This window comes from Providencia huaxiensis (assembly GCF_002843235.3).
GTDB lineage: Bacteria > Pseudomonadota > Gammaproteobacteria > Enterobacterales > Enterobacteriaceae > Providencia > Providencia huaxiensis.
The window spans coordinates 3,727,133-3,741,990 of the sequence record NZ_CP031123.2; the positions used below are offsets into that span (position 1 = coordinate 3,727,133).

17 protein-coding genes are annotated in these 14,858 nt (G+C 40.1%); 8 read left to right on the forward strand and 9 right to left on the reverse strand.

The genetic code is table 11. The features are described 5' to 3' along the window. Positions 1-49: 49 nt before the first annotated feature. The 7 genes from CYG50_RS19055 to radC all read right to left on the reverse strand — a co-directional run bounded on the left by CYG50_RS19055 (position 50) and on the right by radC (position 5,638). Entirely contained in the window at positions 50-1,024 is a 975-nt protein-coding gene (locus tag CYG50_RS19055; protein WP_102140574.1) for a glycosyltransferase, read from the reverse strand. A 76-nt stretch (positions 1,025-1,100) separates the two neighbouring features. Beyond that, positions 1,101-1,898, reverse strand: a complete 798-nt coding sequence (rfaP, locus tag CYG50_RS19060; protein ID WP_102140555.1) for a lipopolysaccharide core heptose(I) kinase RfaP — start codon at positions 1,896-1,898, stop codon at positions 1,101-1,103. Then, positions 1,891-3,015 (reverse strand): glycosyltransferase family 4 protein, encoded by a 1,125-nt coding sequence (locus tag CYG50_RS19065; protein ID WP_102140556.1) that lies wholly within the window; start codon positions 3,013-3,015, stop codon positions 1,891-1,893. Before CYG50_RS19065 ends, rfaP begins: the two co-directional genes overlap by 8 nt. 1 nt (position 3,016) lies before the next feature. Further along, on the reverse strand, positions 3,017-4,081 hold the full coding sequence (gene rfaQ / locus CYG50_RS19070) for a lipopolysaccharide core heptosyltransferase RfaQ (protein WP_102140557.1): 1,065 nt from the start codon (positions 4,079-4,081) through the stop codon (positions 3,017-3,019). Positions 4,082-4,279: 198 nt separating this feature from the next. Then, complete coding sequence (gene rpmG, locus CYG50_RS19075; RefSeq protein WP_004265124.1) at positions 4,280-4,447, reverse strand: 50S ribosomal protein L33; 168 nt, start codon at positions 4,445-4,447, stop codon at positions 4,280-4,282. 11 nt (positions 4,448-4,458) lie between these two features. Then, on the reverse strand, positions 4,459-4,695 hold the full coding sequence (gene rpmB, locus CYG50_RS19080) for a 50S ribosomal protein L28 (protein ID WP_004265123.1): 237 nt from the start codon (positions 4,693-4,695) through the stop codon (positions 4,459-4,461). A 274-nt stretch (positions 4,696-4,969) separates the two neighbouring features. Next, the gene (radC, locus tag CYG50_RS19090) at positions 4,970-5,638 is read right to left on the reverse strand and encodes a RadC family protein (protein WP_004906900.1); all 669 of its coding nucleotides are present in this window, start codon (positions 5,636-5,638) and stop codon (positions 4,970-4,972) included. A 180-nt stretch (positions 5,639-5,818) separates the two neighbouring features. On the opposite strand from radC, the gene coaBC reads away from it, so the two are divergent. The 3 genes from coaBC (at position 5,819) to slmA (ending at position 8,289) form a co-directional block, all read left to right on the forward strand. Further along, positions 5,819-7,030, forward strand: a complete 1,212-nt coding sequence (coaBC, locus tag CYG50_RS19095) for a bifunctional phosphopantothenoylcysteine decarboxylase/phosphopantothenate--cysteine ligase CoaBC (RefSeq protein WP_102140558.1) — start codon at positions 5,819-5,821, stop codon at positions 7,028-7,030. Beyond that, a complete protein-coding gene (gene dut / locus CYG50_RS19100) occupies positions 7,017-7,472 on the forward strand; it encodes a dUTP diphosphatase (RefSeq protein WP_102140559.1) in 456 nt (151 codons plus the stop codon). Before coaBC ends, dut begins: the two co-directional genes overlap by 14 nt. 217 nt (positions 7,473-7,689) lie before the next feature. Beyond that, positions 7,690-8,289 carry a nucleoid occlusion factor SlmA gene (gene slmA, locus CYG50_RS19105; RefSeq protein ID WP_004906897.1) on the forward strand — a complete coding sequence of 200 codons (600 nt, stop codon included), beginning with the start codon at positions 7,690-7,692 and terminating at the stop codon, positions 8,287-8,289. A gap of 50 nt (positions 8,290-8,339) precedes the next feature. Here slmA and pyrE read toward each other — a convergent pair whose 3' ends face one another. Together pyrE and rph are read right to left on the reverse strand one after the other, a co-directional pair. Further along, positions 8,340-8,984, reverse strand: coding sequence for an orotate phosphoribosyltransferase (gene pyrE, locus CYG50_RS19110; RefSeq protein WP_102140560.1), 645 nt, complete (start codon positions 8,982-8,984; stop codon positions 8,340-8,342). Positions 8,985-9,096: 112 nt separating this feature from the next. Then, positions 9,097-9,810, reverse strand: coding sequence for a ribonuclease PH (gene rph / locus CYG50_RS19115; RefSeq protein WP_102140561.1), 714 nt, complete (start codon positions 9,808-9,810; stop codon positions 9,097-9,099). Between the two features lie 123 nt (positions 9,811-9,933). Between rph and CYG50_RS19120 the strand changes: the two genes are divergently transcribed. The 5 genes from CYG50_RS19120 to CYG50_RS19140 all read left to right on the forward strand — a co-directional run bounded on the left by CYG50_RS19120 (position 9,934) and on the right by CYG50_RS19140 (position 14,842). After that, positions 9,934-10,797, forward strand: coding sequence for a YicC/YloC family endoribonuclease (locus CYG50_RS19120; RefSeq protein WP_102140562.1), 864 nt, complete (start codon positions 9,934-9,936; stop codon positions 10,795-10,797). 456 nt (positions 10,798-11,253) lie between these two features. After that, positions 11,254-12,564: an MFS transporter gene (locus tag CYG50_RS19125; RefSeq protein WP_102140563.1), complete on the forward strand. Its 1,311-nt coding sequence runs from the start codon at positions 11,254-11,256 to the stop codon at positions 12,562-12,564. Between the two features lie 44 nt (positions 12,565-12,608). Further along, the gene (locus tag CYG50_RS19130; RefSeq protein WP_102140564.1) at positions 12,609-13,256 is read left to right on the forward strand and encodes an RraA family protein; all 648 of its coding nucleotides are present in this window, start codon (positions 12,609-12,611) and stop codon (positions 13,254-13,256) included. A 9-nt stretch (positions 13,257-13,265) separates the two neighbouring features. Beyond that, on the forward strand, positions 13,266-14,057 hold the full coding sequence (locus tag CYG50_RS19135) for a carbon-nitrogen hydrolase family protein (RefSeq protein ID WP_102140565.1): 792 nt from the start codon (positions 13,266-13,268) through the stop codon (positions 14,055-14,057). 161 nt (positions 14,058-14,218) lie between these two features. Then, the gene (locus CYG50_RS19140) at positions 14,219-14,842 is read left to right on the forward strand and encodes a GntR family transcriptional regulator (protein ID WP_102140566.1); all 624 of its coding nucleotides are present in this window, start codon (positions 14,219-14,221) and stop codon (positions 14,840-14,842) included. Positions 14,843-14,858: the final 16 nt, after the last annotated feature.

The following is a 14,858-nucleotide window of genomic DNA, read 5'->3' on the forward strand; positions in this document are numbered from 1 at the left end:
GCCTCGTATTCTGAACAATTACGAGGCTTTATCAATACGGTATTACAGATTATTTAGTGATTTTTTTCACTAAATATTTTATTGTGGTAATTATAAACCCGATATAGTCGCCATTTTTTCTTAAATGTGATTTTTTACGAGATAATTGTTTATACCCTTCAGGTTTCATTAATGGTACATTTTTCCATGGAGAATGAGCTCTAGCTACTTCAAAAAAAGCATATTCTTGGTAAAAATTAGCCCATTCATGAAATGGTTTGGTTAAGCCAACAAAATGAATAAAGACGACTTCATCTGGTATTTTGGTAATATGCCCTTTACTAGTAATATACCAATCAAGCGAGAACATGAAATTAAAGTTTTCACTAATATTGACAAGCTTATTATTTAGTAAAATATTCAATGCATCTTGATCTGGATGTGTAAAGTCATTTTCACTTACCAATTCAATAACACGATTAGGAATATTATTTTCCGCCATCCGTTTAATTGACATATACAGAAATCCGGAATTAAAATATTTATCCATATCCATTGGTAGTGTTTTTTTATCGCTAATAAATTTATCCTTTACTGCATACAAGAAAACATCATTATTAAATTCTAATTCTTTTAAAGAAGATAAATTTCCTTTACAAATAATATCTGCATCTAAATAAAGAAGTTTGTCAATTTTTGTCGATAAAAACGAGATAATTACTAATCTAAAATAAATTGCATGACTCCAAGCTTGCGAAGGAAGTGGCAACTTTTTAAACTTTTCGTTATCTATTAAGTAAATAGTGATTTTATGTTGGCTATTTGCAACTAGTCCACGAAAAAGATTTTCATCTTTTAAATTATCGACAAAGATATGAAAATGGAAATGAGTATCCTGATTATTAATCATCACCGATGAAATCGACGTTCCTACTCCATAGAGAAATTTATCATCAACACCATACGCTATATGAAAATAGTTGTCTTCACTCACATCATTTTCATTAATCTTAATTTGAGTTCTGATCATTTCGTGGTTTATCATTTTTCGTTTTCCTTTACCAACTTCAATCATCTAAATGATAAGTAATAGTTTTATATTCATGTAACCCATACACTAGTTATAAACGATACTTTTCACTTCTTTTTTCGATTCGTTTAGCCTTGTAGCCCGCTTTGTGGATTAAACGTTTTTCCTGTTGCAAAATAACTCGCAGCGATAAACCAAAATAGATTTTCATAAAACGAAGAATATCACGCTGAGTAAGCCCAATATTTAATGATGAGTAATATAAACCAATTAAATCTTTATCGCGCCAACGGGTTGGAACCGAATTTCTGAGTTGTGCTCGGTGCAAATCAATTACTGATATTTTTAACTGTTCTTCATTTCCCGTAAATGGCAAATGCAGTAAAAAATGGCAAATATAACAATCACGATGGTTAATACCCGTTGCGTGCATTTTGCGCACCATCTTCGCAACTCGACGAATAATCATTTGTTTGGTACTAAAAGTTGGCGGGTTATCTAGCCAATTTGCACAATAATCTTCCAAACTCACCGTCGGAGTCAAATCTTCAGTAATAATAAAGGAGTGGCGACGAAGAGGGTTAATCCCTTTTTGCCCAAAAGCTCGACCATTCATCGTGTCAACTCCCACTTGAGTCAGCTGATGAATAGCATTCCACTCTCTGTCAGCGCCTAATACCGGCAACCGAAAAGAAAATAGATTTTTAAGAACTTCCTTTAGTGTCGTCCCATAATGAATTTTCACAAAATAACTGCGCCCCTCAAGTTCAAAACGCAGAGTTTTACGCGATTCTAACGCACGAAAAACTTCACCTTGTAGCTTATCCGCCTCGATAAATGGATCTTTATTCTTCCACAATTCACTGAAAGGGGGTTTTAACTCAATCATTCGCTTCCCCTAAAATAATATCTGCGGCTTTTTCTGGTAAACTATACAAATCTTCTGTATCAGCAAAATATCGCGCATTACTTGCCCATTGTGCTAATTGAGCCGGATTTTTTAAACTATCTTTTAGAGCCAAGTTCAGAACCGTTTGTTCAAAGGGCTCATTTACCACAATACCGCATTTGGCTTGGCTAATAAATGAAGCATATCCACACACTTCTGTGACAATAATCGGTAAACCCGCGGTAATTGCCTCTAATAACACAATACCCGCAGCTTCTTGATAAGCCGGATGCATTAATATATCGGCTGCAGCCATTAATTCTGCAATATCATTACGTCCACTAAAGAAAGAGACTTGTGAGCCGATTCCTAACGTTTTCGCTAACTGTTGGTATTTCACCGGTTTATCTTGGCCGACTACCATCAATAGCGTGTTTTTCTTAATGTCATCGGGCAATGCCGCAATGGCTTTTATGGTACGGTCAACACCTTTACGTTTGAAGTCAGAGCCCACCTGCAATACTAAAAATGCAGATTCAGGTATTTGATTTTTTTCACGATAAACTTTTTTAGCATCTGCAATTTGTTTATCATACTTTCTATCTTGGGCAATGCCGGGAGGCAGCATATGAAAACGTCCTTCTTCAGTTCCATAATGCTTTTTGAAATGACGAATTTGATGTGGCGTTAACATGAGTAATTGTGTCGGTTTTCCCACTGCAAAAACAGCTTTTTCAAATGCGGCATAGTGTTTGTAACGAGGCGTCAGCTTATAAAAAAAACCTTTTTCTTCAGCGACTTTCTGGGCATAGCAGACATCTGCTGCATAATACACATCCAGCCCTGGCATTTTATTGAAACCAATTACCCGCTCAGCAGGATGCTGCTTTAAATGTGCCAACACCCAGTCACAATATTGTGCATTTCGCCCATGATTCGTTTTTGATGTCACCGGCACGATAATAATTTCAAAGCCGCTAGGCTTATCACCATCCCATGATTGGGTATAGACACGTACTTGATGCCCACGTGATTGGCATTCCGTTGCAATACGTAGAAAATCCCGCTGTAACCCACCAAACGGAAAGTATTTATATAAGCAAAATGCCAGATTCATGTTAATACCTTGTCATCATAGAGCGAATATTCATCGGCAATATTTTCTCTGTGGCTTTAATTACATCGGATGCAGGGACAATAGATAAATACTTTTTACTGCGGTCAAGTTCATCTCGCGGAGGCATAGGTTCATAGTCTCCAGCCCAGAATTGCACACTATTCTCACTCCAAGGCCGCCAAAAAACATGATTTGTCGCACCGAAAAGGCACACAATTGGTGTTTTGACTGCAGCAGCAATGTGCATCGGAGCTGAATCAACACCGATGAATAAAGCGGCATGGGCAATCAGTGCGCCTAATTCTGGAAATGAAGTCTTTCCTGCAAGCTCAGTAACAGGCGTTGTTTGGCAGCCATTTGCAATATCACTGATACATTCTAAATCTTCTTTACTCGGCCCCGAAGTTAAAACTACTTGATAACCACGAGACTGCAATGCATCAATGACCGCTGAAAACTTTTCATTATCCCAACACTTAAAAGCTTGGCGCGCTGTTGGTTGAATAACGACATAGCTGCTATGGACACCTAAGCTTAGTAACCTTTCATCAATATTTTTCCAATCCTGCTCTGAATAAGACATCGTTAGATGTGTTTTTAATTCTTTTATTTCTAACGGCTTGAGCACTGATAGGTTATTCAGAACAACGTGTTCGCCTTCAGGTTCTGTCAAATGCGTAAAACTATTACGCCAGTATTTAGAATCTCGATGGGTAAATTGATGGGAAATTTTTGTGTCAGCAGGAATAGCCCGAACTAATACACTCACCATCCACTGATCTGCGAGGTTAACAACTAAATCGTATTTATTTTTACGCAGCTTTAGCAGTAGCTTAATAAAATTACATGCTTTACTTAGGCCACTACTTTTTTTCCCCGCCATGCCGTATAAAGCGTTAATTTCAGTATTTTCAGAGAGAATCGGGATAGTATCCTGATAAAGCAAAACGTCAATTTTAGCATCAGGATATCGGTGTTTTAATGAGCTGATAACGGGTGTTGTCAGCAACATGTCCCCATGAAACCTCATCTTGATCACAAGAATTTTTTTAAACTGTTTTTTCACCAGGCACTCTTAATCAAGTCTATATGTAAAAGACAATAGTCATTCGACAACAAATATCATTATTAATTCAATGAATACTCACTATGTTACTACTTTCATAATCATGGTCATAGCTTCGAATGCGCATATCCGCGACAGCCCAAATTTTAGGTAAAAAAAAACTCAGCCGAAGCTGAGTTTTTAACGCAGAAAGCAAAATTATTTGATTTTTGCTTCTTTGTAGATCACATGCTTACGAACAACTGGATCGAATTTTTTCAGTTCCAGTTTTTCTGGCATTGTGCGCTTGTTCTTCGTAGTGGTATAGAAATGACCTGTACCTTCAGAAGAGACTAGCTTGATTTTCTCGCGAATACCTTTAGCCATTTTTTAGCTCCTTAGTACTTCTCACCACGGGTACGCAGTTCAGCAAGAACAGCATCAATACCCTTTTTATCGATAACACGCATACCTTTAGCAGATACACGCAGTGTTACGAAACGTTTCTCAGACTCAACCCAGAAACGGTGAGAGTGCAGGTTTGGCAAAAAACGACGTTTGGTCGCGTTTAATGCGTGTGAACGGTTGTTACCGCTCATTGGACGCTTGCCAGTAACTTGGCAGACTCGTGACATGTCTATTCTCCAAAAATCTAATCAGCTCGAGCTTTTTTGTTCTGGGTATGGCCGCCTCGTCAGGCTTAGGAGCCCATCTCAGCAAACTTTCATTGACTGAAAAAACCGTTGATACCTAAATAAAGATTTACTTTACTAAAACGTAAAAATTTACTGAGATAGGCCCTTCTCGCCAAACCCAAGATCCTTAAAGGTGGCGTAGTATACGCTTTCCATCGTTTTCACTCAAGCCCAACGCAAAGAAAGTTGTCATTTTTTAGGCAAAAAAATAATTTTATAGCCATCCTCGCTCCACAAATGACACACATTGCTTATGGCCAACGACAAAATGGTCAAGCAGTTTAATCCCCATAATAGTACAAGCACGTTGGATACGCTCTGTCACTTGCCTGTCTGCTACGCTTGGTTCCGGGTTACCTGATGGATGGTTATGGGCGAGTATAATCCCGTTTGCGTTCATTTTTATGGCAAAGCGAATGATTTCTCTGGGGTGAACTTCAACTTTGTTTAAAGTACCTTTAAACAACTCTTCATGACAAATAATTTGATTTTTATTATTTAAAAATATCACGACAAAAACTTCACGCTCTTGCCCTGCAAATAAATCCAACAACTTTGCTTTCAACTGCTCAGGCCCAGTCATCACATCTTCATGTAAAAATTGTTCAGAGAAAAAACGGCGAGCTAATTCACTCACCGCCTGTAATTGGGTAAATTTACAACTCCCCATTCCTTTACATTGCTTGAGTTTTTCGTAGTCTGCTTGTAGAAGCAAATATACTGAACCAAACTCCTGTATTAAACGCTTCGCAAGCTGTAAAACGGGTTCGCCTTGACTCCCTGTACGCAGAAAAATAGCGAGCAGCTCAGCATCAGATAACGCAGCAGCCCCGTATGCGAGTAGCTTTTCTCTTGGTGGTAGGTCTAGATGTTCACTCATCATATTCTTTGTCCCTAAATCTCTTGCTTCCTTTTTATCTAGGCTAAAAAACATTCACAACCGCTCTCATAAGGGTTTGCGTAGCGCTTCGCAAAAATAGTACTGTGATGAAAAATCGAGCGCGCCACCTCGCGCTTCTCTGTGGTAATATGCCTCCCATGTTGACCGAATTGGATAAAAATAATGAATCAACTGTCACTATTAGGTAAGCAGATAGTTATTGGCATTAGTGGGGGCATTGCTGCGTACAAAATCCCTGAACTCACCCGCCGTTTGCGCGATAAAGGTGCGATTGTGCGTATTGTGATGACTCAAGGTGCAAAAGCCTTTATTACGCCTTTAACCTTGCAAGCCGTTTCAGGACATCCTGTTTCTGATGACCTGCTAGACCCAGCCGCTGAGGCGGCTATGGGACATATTGAACTCGCTAAATGGGCTGACCTTATTATTCTAGCGCCTGCTACTGCGGATTTAATTGCTCGCCTCAGTGCAGGAATGGCAAATGACTTACTCACAACAGTTTGCCTTGCTTCCGCAGCACCGATTGCACTTGTGCCAGCAATGAACCAACAAATGTACCGAGCAAAAGCAACTCAAGAAAATTTAATCAAACTGCAACAACGCCAATGTATGATTTGGGGGCCAGATGCAGGCAGCCAAGCCTGTGGTGATATTGGCCCTGGTCGCATGATTGACCCACTAGAAATTGTTCGTCTAGCCAGTGAGTTTTTTACCCCTAAACTCGACTTACAAGGCATCAAATTAATGATCACTGCTGGCCCAACAAGGGAAGCGCTAGACCCAGTTCGCTTTATTAGTAACCATAGTTCGGGGAAAATGGGTTTTGCCATTGCTAAAGCAGCCAGCCAACGTGGTGCCGACGTCACTTTGATTGCGGGCCCTGTAAATATTGAAACACCAGAAGGGGTTAACCGGATTGATGTCATGAGTGGCTTAGAGATGTATGAACAAGTGCATCAAACCATTGCTGAACAAAATATTTTTATTGGTTGCGCTGCAGTTGCAGATTATCGCGCAAAAAACATTGCTGAAAATAAAATAAAAAAACAAGGTGATGAAGTTTCGATTACACTTTTCAAAAATCCAGATATCGTGGCTAGTGTCGGAAGCCTAAAACACAATAGGCCATATGTTGTTGGGTTTGCAGCTGAAACCCAAAATGTGGAAGAATATGCACGCCAAAAACGACAACAAAAGCAACTCGACCTCATTTGTGCCAATGACGTCTCACTAGCAGACAACGGGTTTAATAGCGATAACAACGCGTTACATCTTTTTGATGCTAACGGTGATATCCGTTTGCCTCACTGTAATAAAAACGAATTAAGCCACTATTTACTTGACGAGATACTTCAACGTTATGAAAAAAATTGACCTAAAAATCCTTGATAGCCGTATCGGTAATGAATTTCCTCTACCAGCCTATGCCACCACTGGTTCTGCTGGTTTAGACCTACGTGCATGCCTTGATGCACCAATCGATTTGGCACCAGGTCAAACAGAGCTTATTCCAACAGGTTTAGCCATTCACATTGCAGATGAAAGTCTTGCTGCGGTCATCTTACCTCGTTCCGGTTTAGGTCATAAACATGGCGTTGTACTGGGCAACCTCGTTGGCCTCATTGATTCTGATTATCAAGGCCAGCTCATGGTGTCTGTCTGGAACCGGAGTGACAAAGCTTTTACCATTGAACCTGGCGAACGCATGGCACAAATGGTGTTTGTCCCAGTTGTTCAGACGGAATTTAATATTGTTGATGATTTTGACGCAACTGAGCGTGGAGCTGGCGGTTTCGGTCATTCTGGCCGTCAATAAATAGAACATCCTGATAACTAATATGCTAGATAGAACCTAAATTAGGTTCTATCTTTATGAATAAAAACAATCAGCCGCATATTTTCTTTCAGGAAGCTTGCTCAACATTACTTATATTTTAAACATTTTTTAAATCCATTTTGCTTCGAAACTCTCTTTACTAAGAGCAAAATTTTGGATAGTTTGTTTTGCTGTTTTAGCAGGGGTCTTATTAGACATGGCAGAAAAAGCGATAACACAAAAACGTAACAGACGTGATGAGATTTTACAGGCTCTTGCGTTAATGTTAGAAAGTAGTGATGGCAGCCAACGTATTACAACAGCAAAACTTGCTGCTACGGTTGGTGTATCAGAAGCTGCGCTATATCGTCATTTTCCGAGTAAAATGAAAATGTTCGATAGCCTTATTGGGTTTATTGAAGACTCATTGGTTTCGCGTATTAATCTGATTTTAACTGATGAAAAAGATACGATAATTAGAATTAAACTAATACTTGCCCTAATACTTGGGTTTTCTGAGAAAAACCCTGGGCTAACGCGTATAATGACAGGCCATGCTCTAATGTTTGAGCAAGATAGGCTGCAAGATCGTATTAACCAATTATTTGAACGTATAGAATCACAATTACGGCAGGTGTTAAAAGAGAAAAAAATACGTGATGGCCATGGGTTTATTCATGATGAGTCATTACTTGCTTCTCAGTTACTAGCCTTTTGTGAAGGGATGCTCTCTCGTTTTGTGCGTTCTGAGTTTCGTTATCGGCCAACCGTCGAGTTTGAATCGCGCTGGCCTTTAATTCTAGCTCAGTTACAATAACCGATTATTTATACTACTCACCCCGCCCATCATTGGGCGAGGGCTTTTTTTTATTCAATTCCGTATTGTTCGCGATAAGCCTTCATAGCCGCTAAATGTTCCTGCATACCTTCCTTTTCAGCAAGATAGGTGATTAAATCGTTCATGGTAATAATTGAGTAAACTTTACAACCATAATCACGCTCAACCTCTTGTACTGCTGAAATTTCACCTTTCCCTTTTTCTTGGCGATCAAGGCATAGCAGAACACCATTCAACGTGGCTTGTTGTTGTTTAATAATTTCCATTGATTCACGAATTGCCGTCCCTGCGGTAATCACATCATCAACTACTACAACACGCCCTTGTAAAGGACTTCCTACTAACACGCCGCCTTCCCCATGGTCTTTAGCTTCTTTGCGGTTGAAGCAGTAAGGCATATCGATGTCATGGTGCTCAGAAAGTGCTACCGCTGTCGTCGTTGCGATGGGGATCCCTTTATACGCTGGACCAAAAATGACATCACACTCAATTGCGCTATCTTGTAATGCTTGTGCATAAAAACGACCGACAAGTGCCAGATCACGCCCTGTATTAAATAACCCCGCATTAAAAAAGTAAGGGCTTTTACGACCTGATTTCAGCGTAAACTCACCAAATTTAAGTACCTGTTTTTTCATGGCAAGTTCAATAAAATCGCGCTGATAGGCTTTCATTGGTCATTCTCCTCGTTGATGATTATTTATCTATTCTCAAAGCTGGCACACTCGTTGATGAACCAGCAGGCATAAAAAAGGCGACTTTTCAGCCGCCTAATTAATGATTAACTTACTTCAGCGCTTCTCGCTGAGCTTCAAAAATGGTATTTAAACCTGTTTTAGCTAACGCCAATAAGGCTAATAACTCTTCATGACTAAACGGTTCGCCTTCTGCAGTGCCCTGCACTTCAATCATTCGGCCATCATCCATCATGACAACATTCATATCGGTTTCCGCTGCAGAATCTTCAATATACTCAAGGTCACATAGAGCCTCTTGGTTTACAATTCCAACCGAAACGGCAGCAACCATTGATTTTAGTGGGCTTTTTGCAATTTTACCTTGTTCAACCATGTTATTCAGCGCATCAACAAGTGCCACACAAGCACCAGAAATCGCGGCTGTACGTGTACCGCCATCCGCTTGAATAACATCACAGTCTAAAGTAATGGTGTATTCACCTAATTTTTTAAGGTCAACCGCTGCACGCAAAGAACGAGCAATTAACCGTTGGATTTCCATCGTACGGCCTGTTTGTTTTCCTCGTGCAGCTTCACGCTGATTACGTGAGTTTGTTGCGCGCGGTAACATGCCATACTCCGCTGTAACCCAACCTTGCCCCTGCCCTTTTAAAAAGCGAGGAACCCCTTCTTCAACAGTTGCATTACATAACACCTTCGTGTCGCCAAACTCAATAAGAACAGAGCCTTCTGCATGCTTAGTATAGTTGCGCGTGATGGTAATCGGGCGCATTTGGTCTGCTTGTCTATCTGCTGGGCGCATGGTGTTATCTCCATTATCAACTCAAATTGGGACGCATTATACGTTGTTCAAGCGATAATGCCTATCCTGTCATCCTGCATAGCGTTATAATCCCCTAAATCTTTACGATAATGGGAACGAATTATGATCCGTAGTATGACCGCTTTTGCCCGTCGGGATATCAAGGGTGAATGGGGGAATGCGGCCTGGGAGCTGCGTTCCGTGAACCAACGTTATTTAGAAACGTATATTCGCTTACCTGAGCAATTCAGAAGCCTTGAGCCCGTCATTCGCGAACGTCTGCGTTCTCGCCTAACACGTGGAAAGGTAGAATGTAGTCTACGCTTTGAGTTAGACGGTGCAAATCGTGGTGAATTAATCCTAAATGAACAATTAGCACGCCAATTAATCAGTGCTGCGAATTGGGTTAAAAATTACAGCCATGAAGGTGAAATAAACCCATTAGAAATTTTGCGTTGGCCGGGTGTGATGTCAGCAGGCGAACAAGATTTAGATATCATCAGCGAGCAATTACTGGCGGGCTTAGATGAAGCTATTGATGCTTTCATTCAAAGCCGTGAAGCTGAAGGTGCTTCATTGCATACACTCATCGAACAGCGCCTTGATGGCGTCTTAGTTGAAGTCGCAAAAGTACGTCAACATATGCCAGAAATTTTACAGTGGCAACGCGAACGCTTACAAAATAAGTTAGAAGAAGCTGATATTCAAGTGGATAACAACCGCCTGGAACAAGAACTTATTCTATTGGCTCAACGTGTTGATGTTGCAGAAGAACTGGATAGACTAGAAGCTCATGTTAAAGAAACGCGTAACATCTTGAAGAAAAAAGAGGCAACTGGTCGCCGCCTTGACTTTATGATGCAAGAATTCAACCGCGAAGCTAATACGCTAGCGTCAAAATCAATTAATAGCGAAGTTACAACCTCTGCAGTTGAACTCAAAGTATTAATCGAGCAAATGAGAGAACAAATTCAAAATATTGAATAATCACTCTTTGATGATTTTAATCCATAAAAAGCCAATCGACCTTAATTATCGTTTGGCTTTTTTTTTTGGAGATATTCTCAAATTAACTCGAAATAGGTGCTAGTTATCACGATTTTTGAAGCTATATTCCACAACACCCCTTCGAAGATATTAAAAAATTTTTACCGAAGCAGTATTAATTATTCTTTCTCAAATAATTAGTAACGTCGATTAAATCGTTTCCCATGAAATCATAACATCTTGATTTTTAATCATAAAATTTATTACCTATCTATTTTCCTAAAAATAAGATCTCGCTCATAAATCAATCAAATGTTTTGAGTTCAGTCACAGATAACAAAACAGATCTTTGACACCTCAATAACTGCTTATTAACATCCATCTTGTATACAAGTTGAATTCAATATAAATACAATAAAGTTGATTACCTCGACAAACCAATAAAAAGGTAACTCTATGTCACATAATGATTCTGTTGTAACACCAACAACGAAAGACTCACCAGGGCGTTTACGTTGGGGATTAGCAGCAATATTTTTTATTATCGGTTTGATTGCATATATGGACCGCGCAAATATTTCCATTGTTGCCGAACATATGATGACCGATTTAGGAATGAGCAAAGTTCAATTTGGCTTTTTGGGTGCGCTATTTTCACTTGGCTATGCGCTTGCCCAAATTCCAAGCGGCATACTTGCAGAACGGTTTGGTAGCAGGCTTATCGCAACTATTAGCCTTTACATTTGGTCCGCATTCACAATATTAACGGTCGTTGCCCCTACCTATATTTGGTTATGCATCGTACGCTTCCTATTTGGTGTTGGAGAAGCGCCGCTCTACCCTGCAAATGCCGTCTTTAATACATGGTGGTTTCGCCAAAATGAAAAGGCACGGGCAGCTAGTTTCTTACTTGCTGGTTCCTATTTTGGGCCTGTGATTGCCCCTACCCTTACCGTATTTATTATGATTTCATTCGGGTGGCATGCCGTTTTCTATATCTTCGGTGTGATTGGTATTCTTATCGGTATGGTTTGGTATTTCTTTGCCAGAAATAAACCTGAACAACATCCTAAAATTTCTCAAAGTGAAATTGCGTTTATCCAAGGAGGCCGAACAATTAGTGAGCAAGGCGGTGCTGATGTTAAAGCCCCTTGGCGAAAATTTATGAAAGAACGTCCGTTCTGGGCGGTTGGTTTCCAATACTTTTTTGTCGCCTATATGACCACCTTATTTATGATTTGGCTCCCCACCTACTTACAAGAGGCTCGTGGCTTCTCATTAACCGAAATGGGTATTGCTGCCAGCTTTCCTTGGTTAGCAATTTGTATCGCAGTACTCACTGCAGGTTCAATTTCTGATTGGTTACTCAACAAAGGATACTCACAGTTAGTCGCGAGGGGATATATCGCCATTACCGGTTTTATTCTATTTATCGTGGGTATTTGCGGTGCGGCTCAAACTGAAAGTGCCATTGCAAGTGTTGCATGGCTCACCCTCGCACTCGGTTCTCTAGGATTGCCAGTTGTGACCTCTTGGGCAATCGCTGCGGATAAGGGCCGCCAATATGCAGGCTCTGTCAGTGGATGGATGAATTTATGGGGCAATCTCGGTGGTGTTATTTCCCCCATTCTATGTGGCTGGCTTGCACAGCATTTTGGTTGGACCGTCGCTTTACTTTTCAATGTGATACCTATCAGTTTAGCGATTATTTGCTGGTTTTTTATTCAGCCAGATAAACCTTTAGCAGCTGCTGTTAACCCTGACTAATTTTCACCCAAAGCACATTATATTCAATAAATAAAGGTGTCCCTATGTTTACATTAAATCCTCGTGTTGCCTGTTTTAGCCCTGAAATTATCGAAAGTTGCCGTGATGTTTGCCCGTCAACTATCGGACATATGACTGACTTCGGTTTTCTCAAAACATTACGCCCACAAATTGAACAATGCCAATTTATTGGTAATGCTGTAACAGTACGTATTCCACATATGGACTCATCTGCTGTACATAAGGTGTTCGACATCGTGCAAGAAGGCGACGTTGTCTGTATCGATATGTCAGGGGATTATGATCGCGCTTGTTGGGGCGAGATGGTTTCTTATATGGCACGGGCAAAGAAAATTGCCGGCGCGGTTATTGATGGTTGTGTCACCGATATCAAAGCATTACGTGAGATTGGCGTTCCTATTTATGCACGTAAAGTGAGTCCGTTAACAACGCGAATTTTAGGTATTGAAGGCGCAATTAATGTGCCGATTAGTATAGACGGCGTAACGATCCATCCTGGTAATTTAATCATTGCAGATGGCGATGGCATTTTAGTCGCTGATGAAGTGACTCTGCAAGAGTATCGCCAACGAGCCCTTAATGCTCAACATGCTGAAATTGATGTTAAAAAGCGCATTGATGCTGGTGAAACATTAGCGGCAATTTCAGGTGCTGCGAAATTTTTTGAATAAGGAGACTCTATGAAGATTGCAATTGCTCAGCTAGCCAGTAGTCCAGATAAAGCTCAAAATTTAAAAAAAGCATGCGAAGCTATACAAAAAGCCGCTCAAGGTGGTGCCGACCTCATTCTATTGCCGGAAATGTTTATGGCTTTTGTTCCAGCAGATAGTGGTATTAGCTATGCTGATGTCGCAGAAGCTGTTGATGGCCCTTTTGTCTCTCAGTTGGCAAAAACTGCCCAACAATGCGGTATTTATGTGACTTGTGGAATTTATGAAAGTGCCCCGAATGAGCCGAAAAGAGCATTCAACACGACAATTATGTTGAACCGCCAAGGTGAGCTTATCTATCACTACCAAAAAACCCACCTATACGATGCCTTTTCATATCAGGAATCCCTTAATATCATTCAAAGTAATAATGAATTAAAACCTGTGGAAACTGAATTTGGCAAAATTGGCGTTTTAGTCTGTTATGAACTGCGTTTCCCTGAAGTTGCTCGAAAACTAACCTTAGCTGGCGCTGACCTTATACTCGTTCCCACAGCATGGGTAAGCGGGCCACTAAAAGAAGAGCATTACCAAACATTAGTTAAAGCACGCGCTTTGGAGAACACGATCCCTGTTTGCGCATGCGACCAAACGGGTAATATTTTTATTGGTCGCAGCCTTGTTTGTGATGCACTTGGCGTAACTATCGCATCTGCTGGCTACGATGAGACACTATTTTTTGCTGAAATATCAACACAGCATACCGCAGAGACACGAGAGAAATTACCTTGTATGCAAAACCGACGTCCTGAGTTGTATTAGTCTAGAAACTGGCAAGGATGCCGGTTTATTCAACAAGTTAAGTTCAATTACCCACCAAAATTTAACAGCATCCTAAATAATATAAAACTAGTGTATTACTTGTATACCAATCTATTCCTTTCTATACTCACTAAAATTTCTATTGTTAACACAAGATCCTGATGAAAGATAAACCACTAAGCCAACAAGCCTATACTGCAATTAAACATAAAATTCTCAGTAAGCAATTTGGAGAGGAAAGTTATACCTCTGAAAATAGCTTAGTTGAGGAACTCGGTATGAGTCGTACTCCAATTCGCGAAGCCTTATATCAATTACAGAATGAAGGCTTAGTCAAAATTATCCCTCGTAAAGGTGTTTTTATTCAGAAACTATCGTTAAAAGAGACCAGAGATAATTATGATTTACGCTTAGCAATTGAGTCCCATGCAATTAAATTAGTTCGTGAATATTTAACTGATGAACATTTTTCTATCTTAAAGGCTATTATTGAACGGCAAGATGAATTATTGAAGGGAAATGACTATCAAGGTTGGATAAAAGAAGATGAACGATTCCACCGTTTCTTCTTGGAATTACTGGATAACTCGGTTTTCTTAGATTTAGCGGATAATATTCGCCAGCGAGTCTATTTTCAGCCTGACCCTATTTATCGCAATGAATATTATTATGAGTCTACACGCCAACATCAGCAATTAATTGAACAACTCAAAGCAAAAGAATTTACCCTTGCGGAAGAAACGCTAACTGAGCATATTTTGCGCGGCAAACGTAATTATGTTTAGCGTTAAAACCCAAAAA

Excerpts from the sequence above, each read along its gene's own strand:
- CYG50_RS19055 (WP_102140574.1), bottom strand. The coding sequence starts at position 1,024 with ATGATAAACCACGAAATGATCAGAACTCAAATTAAGATTAATGAAAAT.
- rfaP (WP_102140555.1), bottom strand. The coding sequence starts at position 1,898 with ATGATTGAGTTAAAACCCCCTTTCAGTGAATTGTGGAAGAATAAAGAT.
- CYG50_RS19065 (WP_102140556.1), bottom strand. The coding sequence starts at position 3,015 with ATGAATCTGGCATTTTGCTTATATAAATACTTTCCGTTTGGTGGGTTA.
- rpmG (WP_004265124.1), bottom strand. The coding sequence starts at position 4,447 with ATGGCTAAAGGTATTCGCGAGAAAATCAAGCTAGTCTCTTCTGAAGGT.
- rpmB (WP_004265123.1), bottom strand. The coding sequence starts at position 4,695 with ATGTCACGAGTCTGCCAAGTTACTGGCAAGCGTCCAATGAGCGGTAAC.
- radC (WP_004906900.1), bottom strand. The coding sequence starts at position 5,638 with ATGATGAGTGAACATCTAGACCTACCACCAAGAGAAAAGCTACTCGCA.
- coaBC (WP_102140558.1), top strand. The coding sequence starts at position 5,819 with ATGAATCAACTGTCACTATTAGGTAAGCAGATAGTTATTGGCATTAGT.
- dut (WP_102140559.1), top strand. The coding sequence starts at position 7,017 with ATGAAAAAAATTGACCTAAAAATCCTTGATAGCCGTATCGGTAATGAA.
- slmA (WP_004906897.1), top strand. The coding sequence starts at position 7,690 with ATGGCAGAAAAAGCGATAACACAAAAACGTAACAGACGTGATGAGATT.
- pyrE (WP_102140560.1), bottom strand. The coding sequence starts at position 8,984 with ATGAAAGCCTATCAGCGCGATTTTATTGAACTTGCCATGAAAAAACAG.
- rph (WP_102140561.1), bottom strand. The coding sequence starts at position 9,810 with ATGCGCCCAGCAGATAGACAAGCAGACCAAATGCGCCCGATTACCATC.
- CYG50_RS19120 (WP_102140562.1), top strand. The coding sequence starts at position 9,934 with ATGATCCGTAGTATGACCGCTTTTGCCCGTCGGGATATCAAGGGTGAA.
- CYG50_RS19125 (WP_102140563.1), top strand. The coding sequence starts at position 11,254 with ATGTCACATAATGATTCTGTTGTAACACCAACAACGAAAGACTCACCA.
- CYG50_RS19130 (WP_102140564.1), top strand. The coding sequence starts at position 12,609 with ATGTTTACATTAAATCCTCGTGTTGCCTGTTTTAGCCCTGAAATTATC.
- CYG50_RS19135 (WP_102140565.1), top strand. The coding sequence starts at position 13,266 with ATGAAGATTGCAATTGCTCAGCTAGCCAGTAGTCCAGATAAAGCTCAA.
- CYG50_RS19140 (WP_102140566.1), top strand. The coding sequence starts at position 14,219 with ATGAAAGATAAACCACTAAGCCAACAAGCCTATACTGCAATTAAACAT.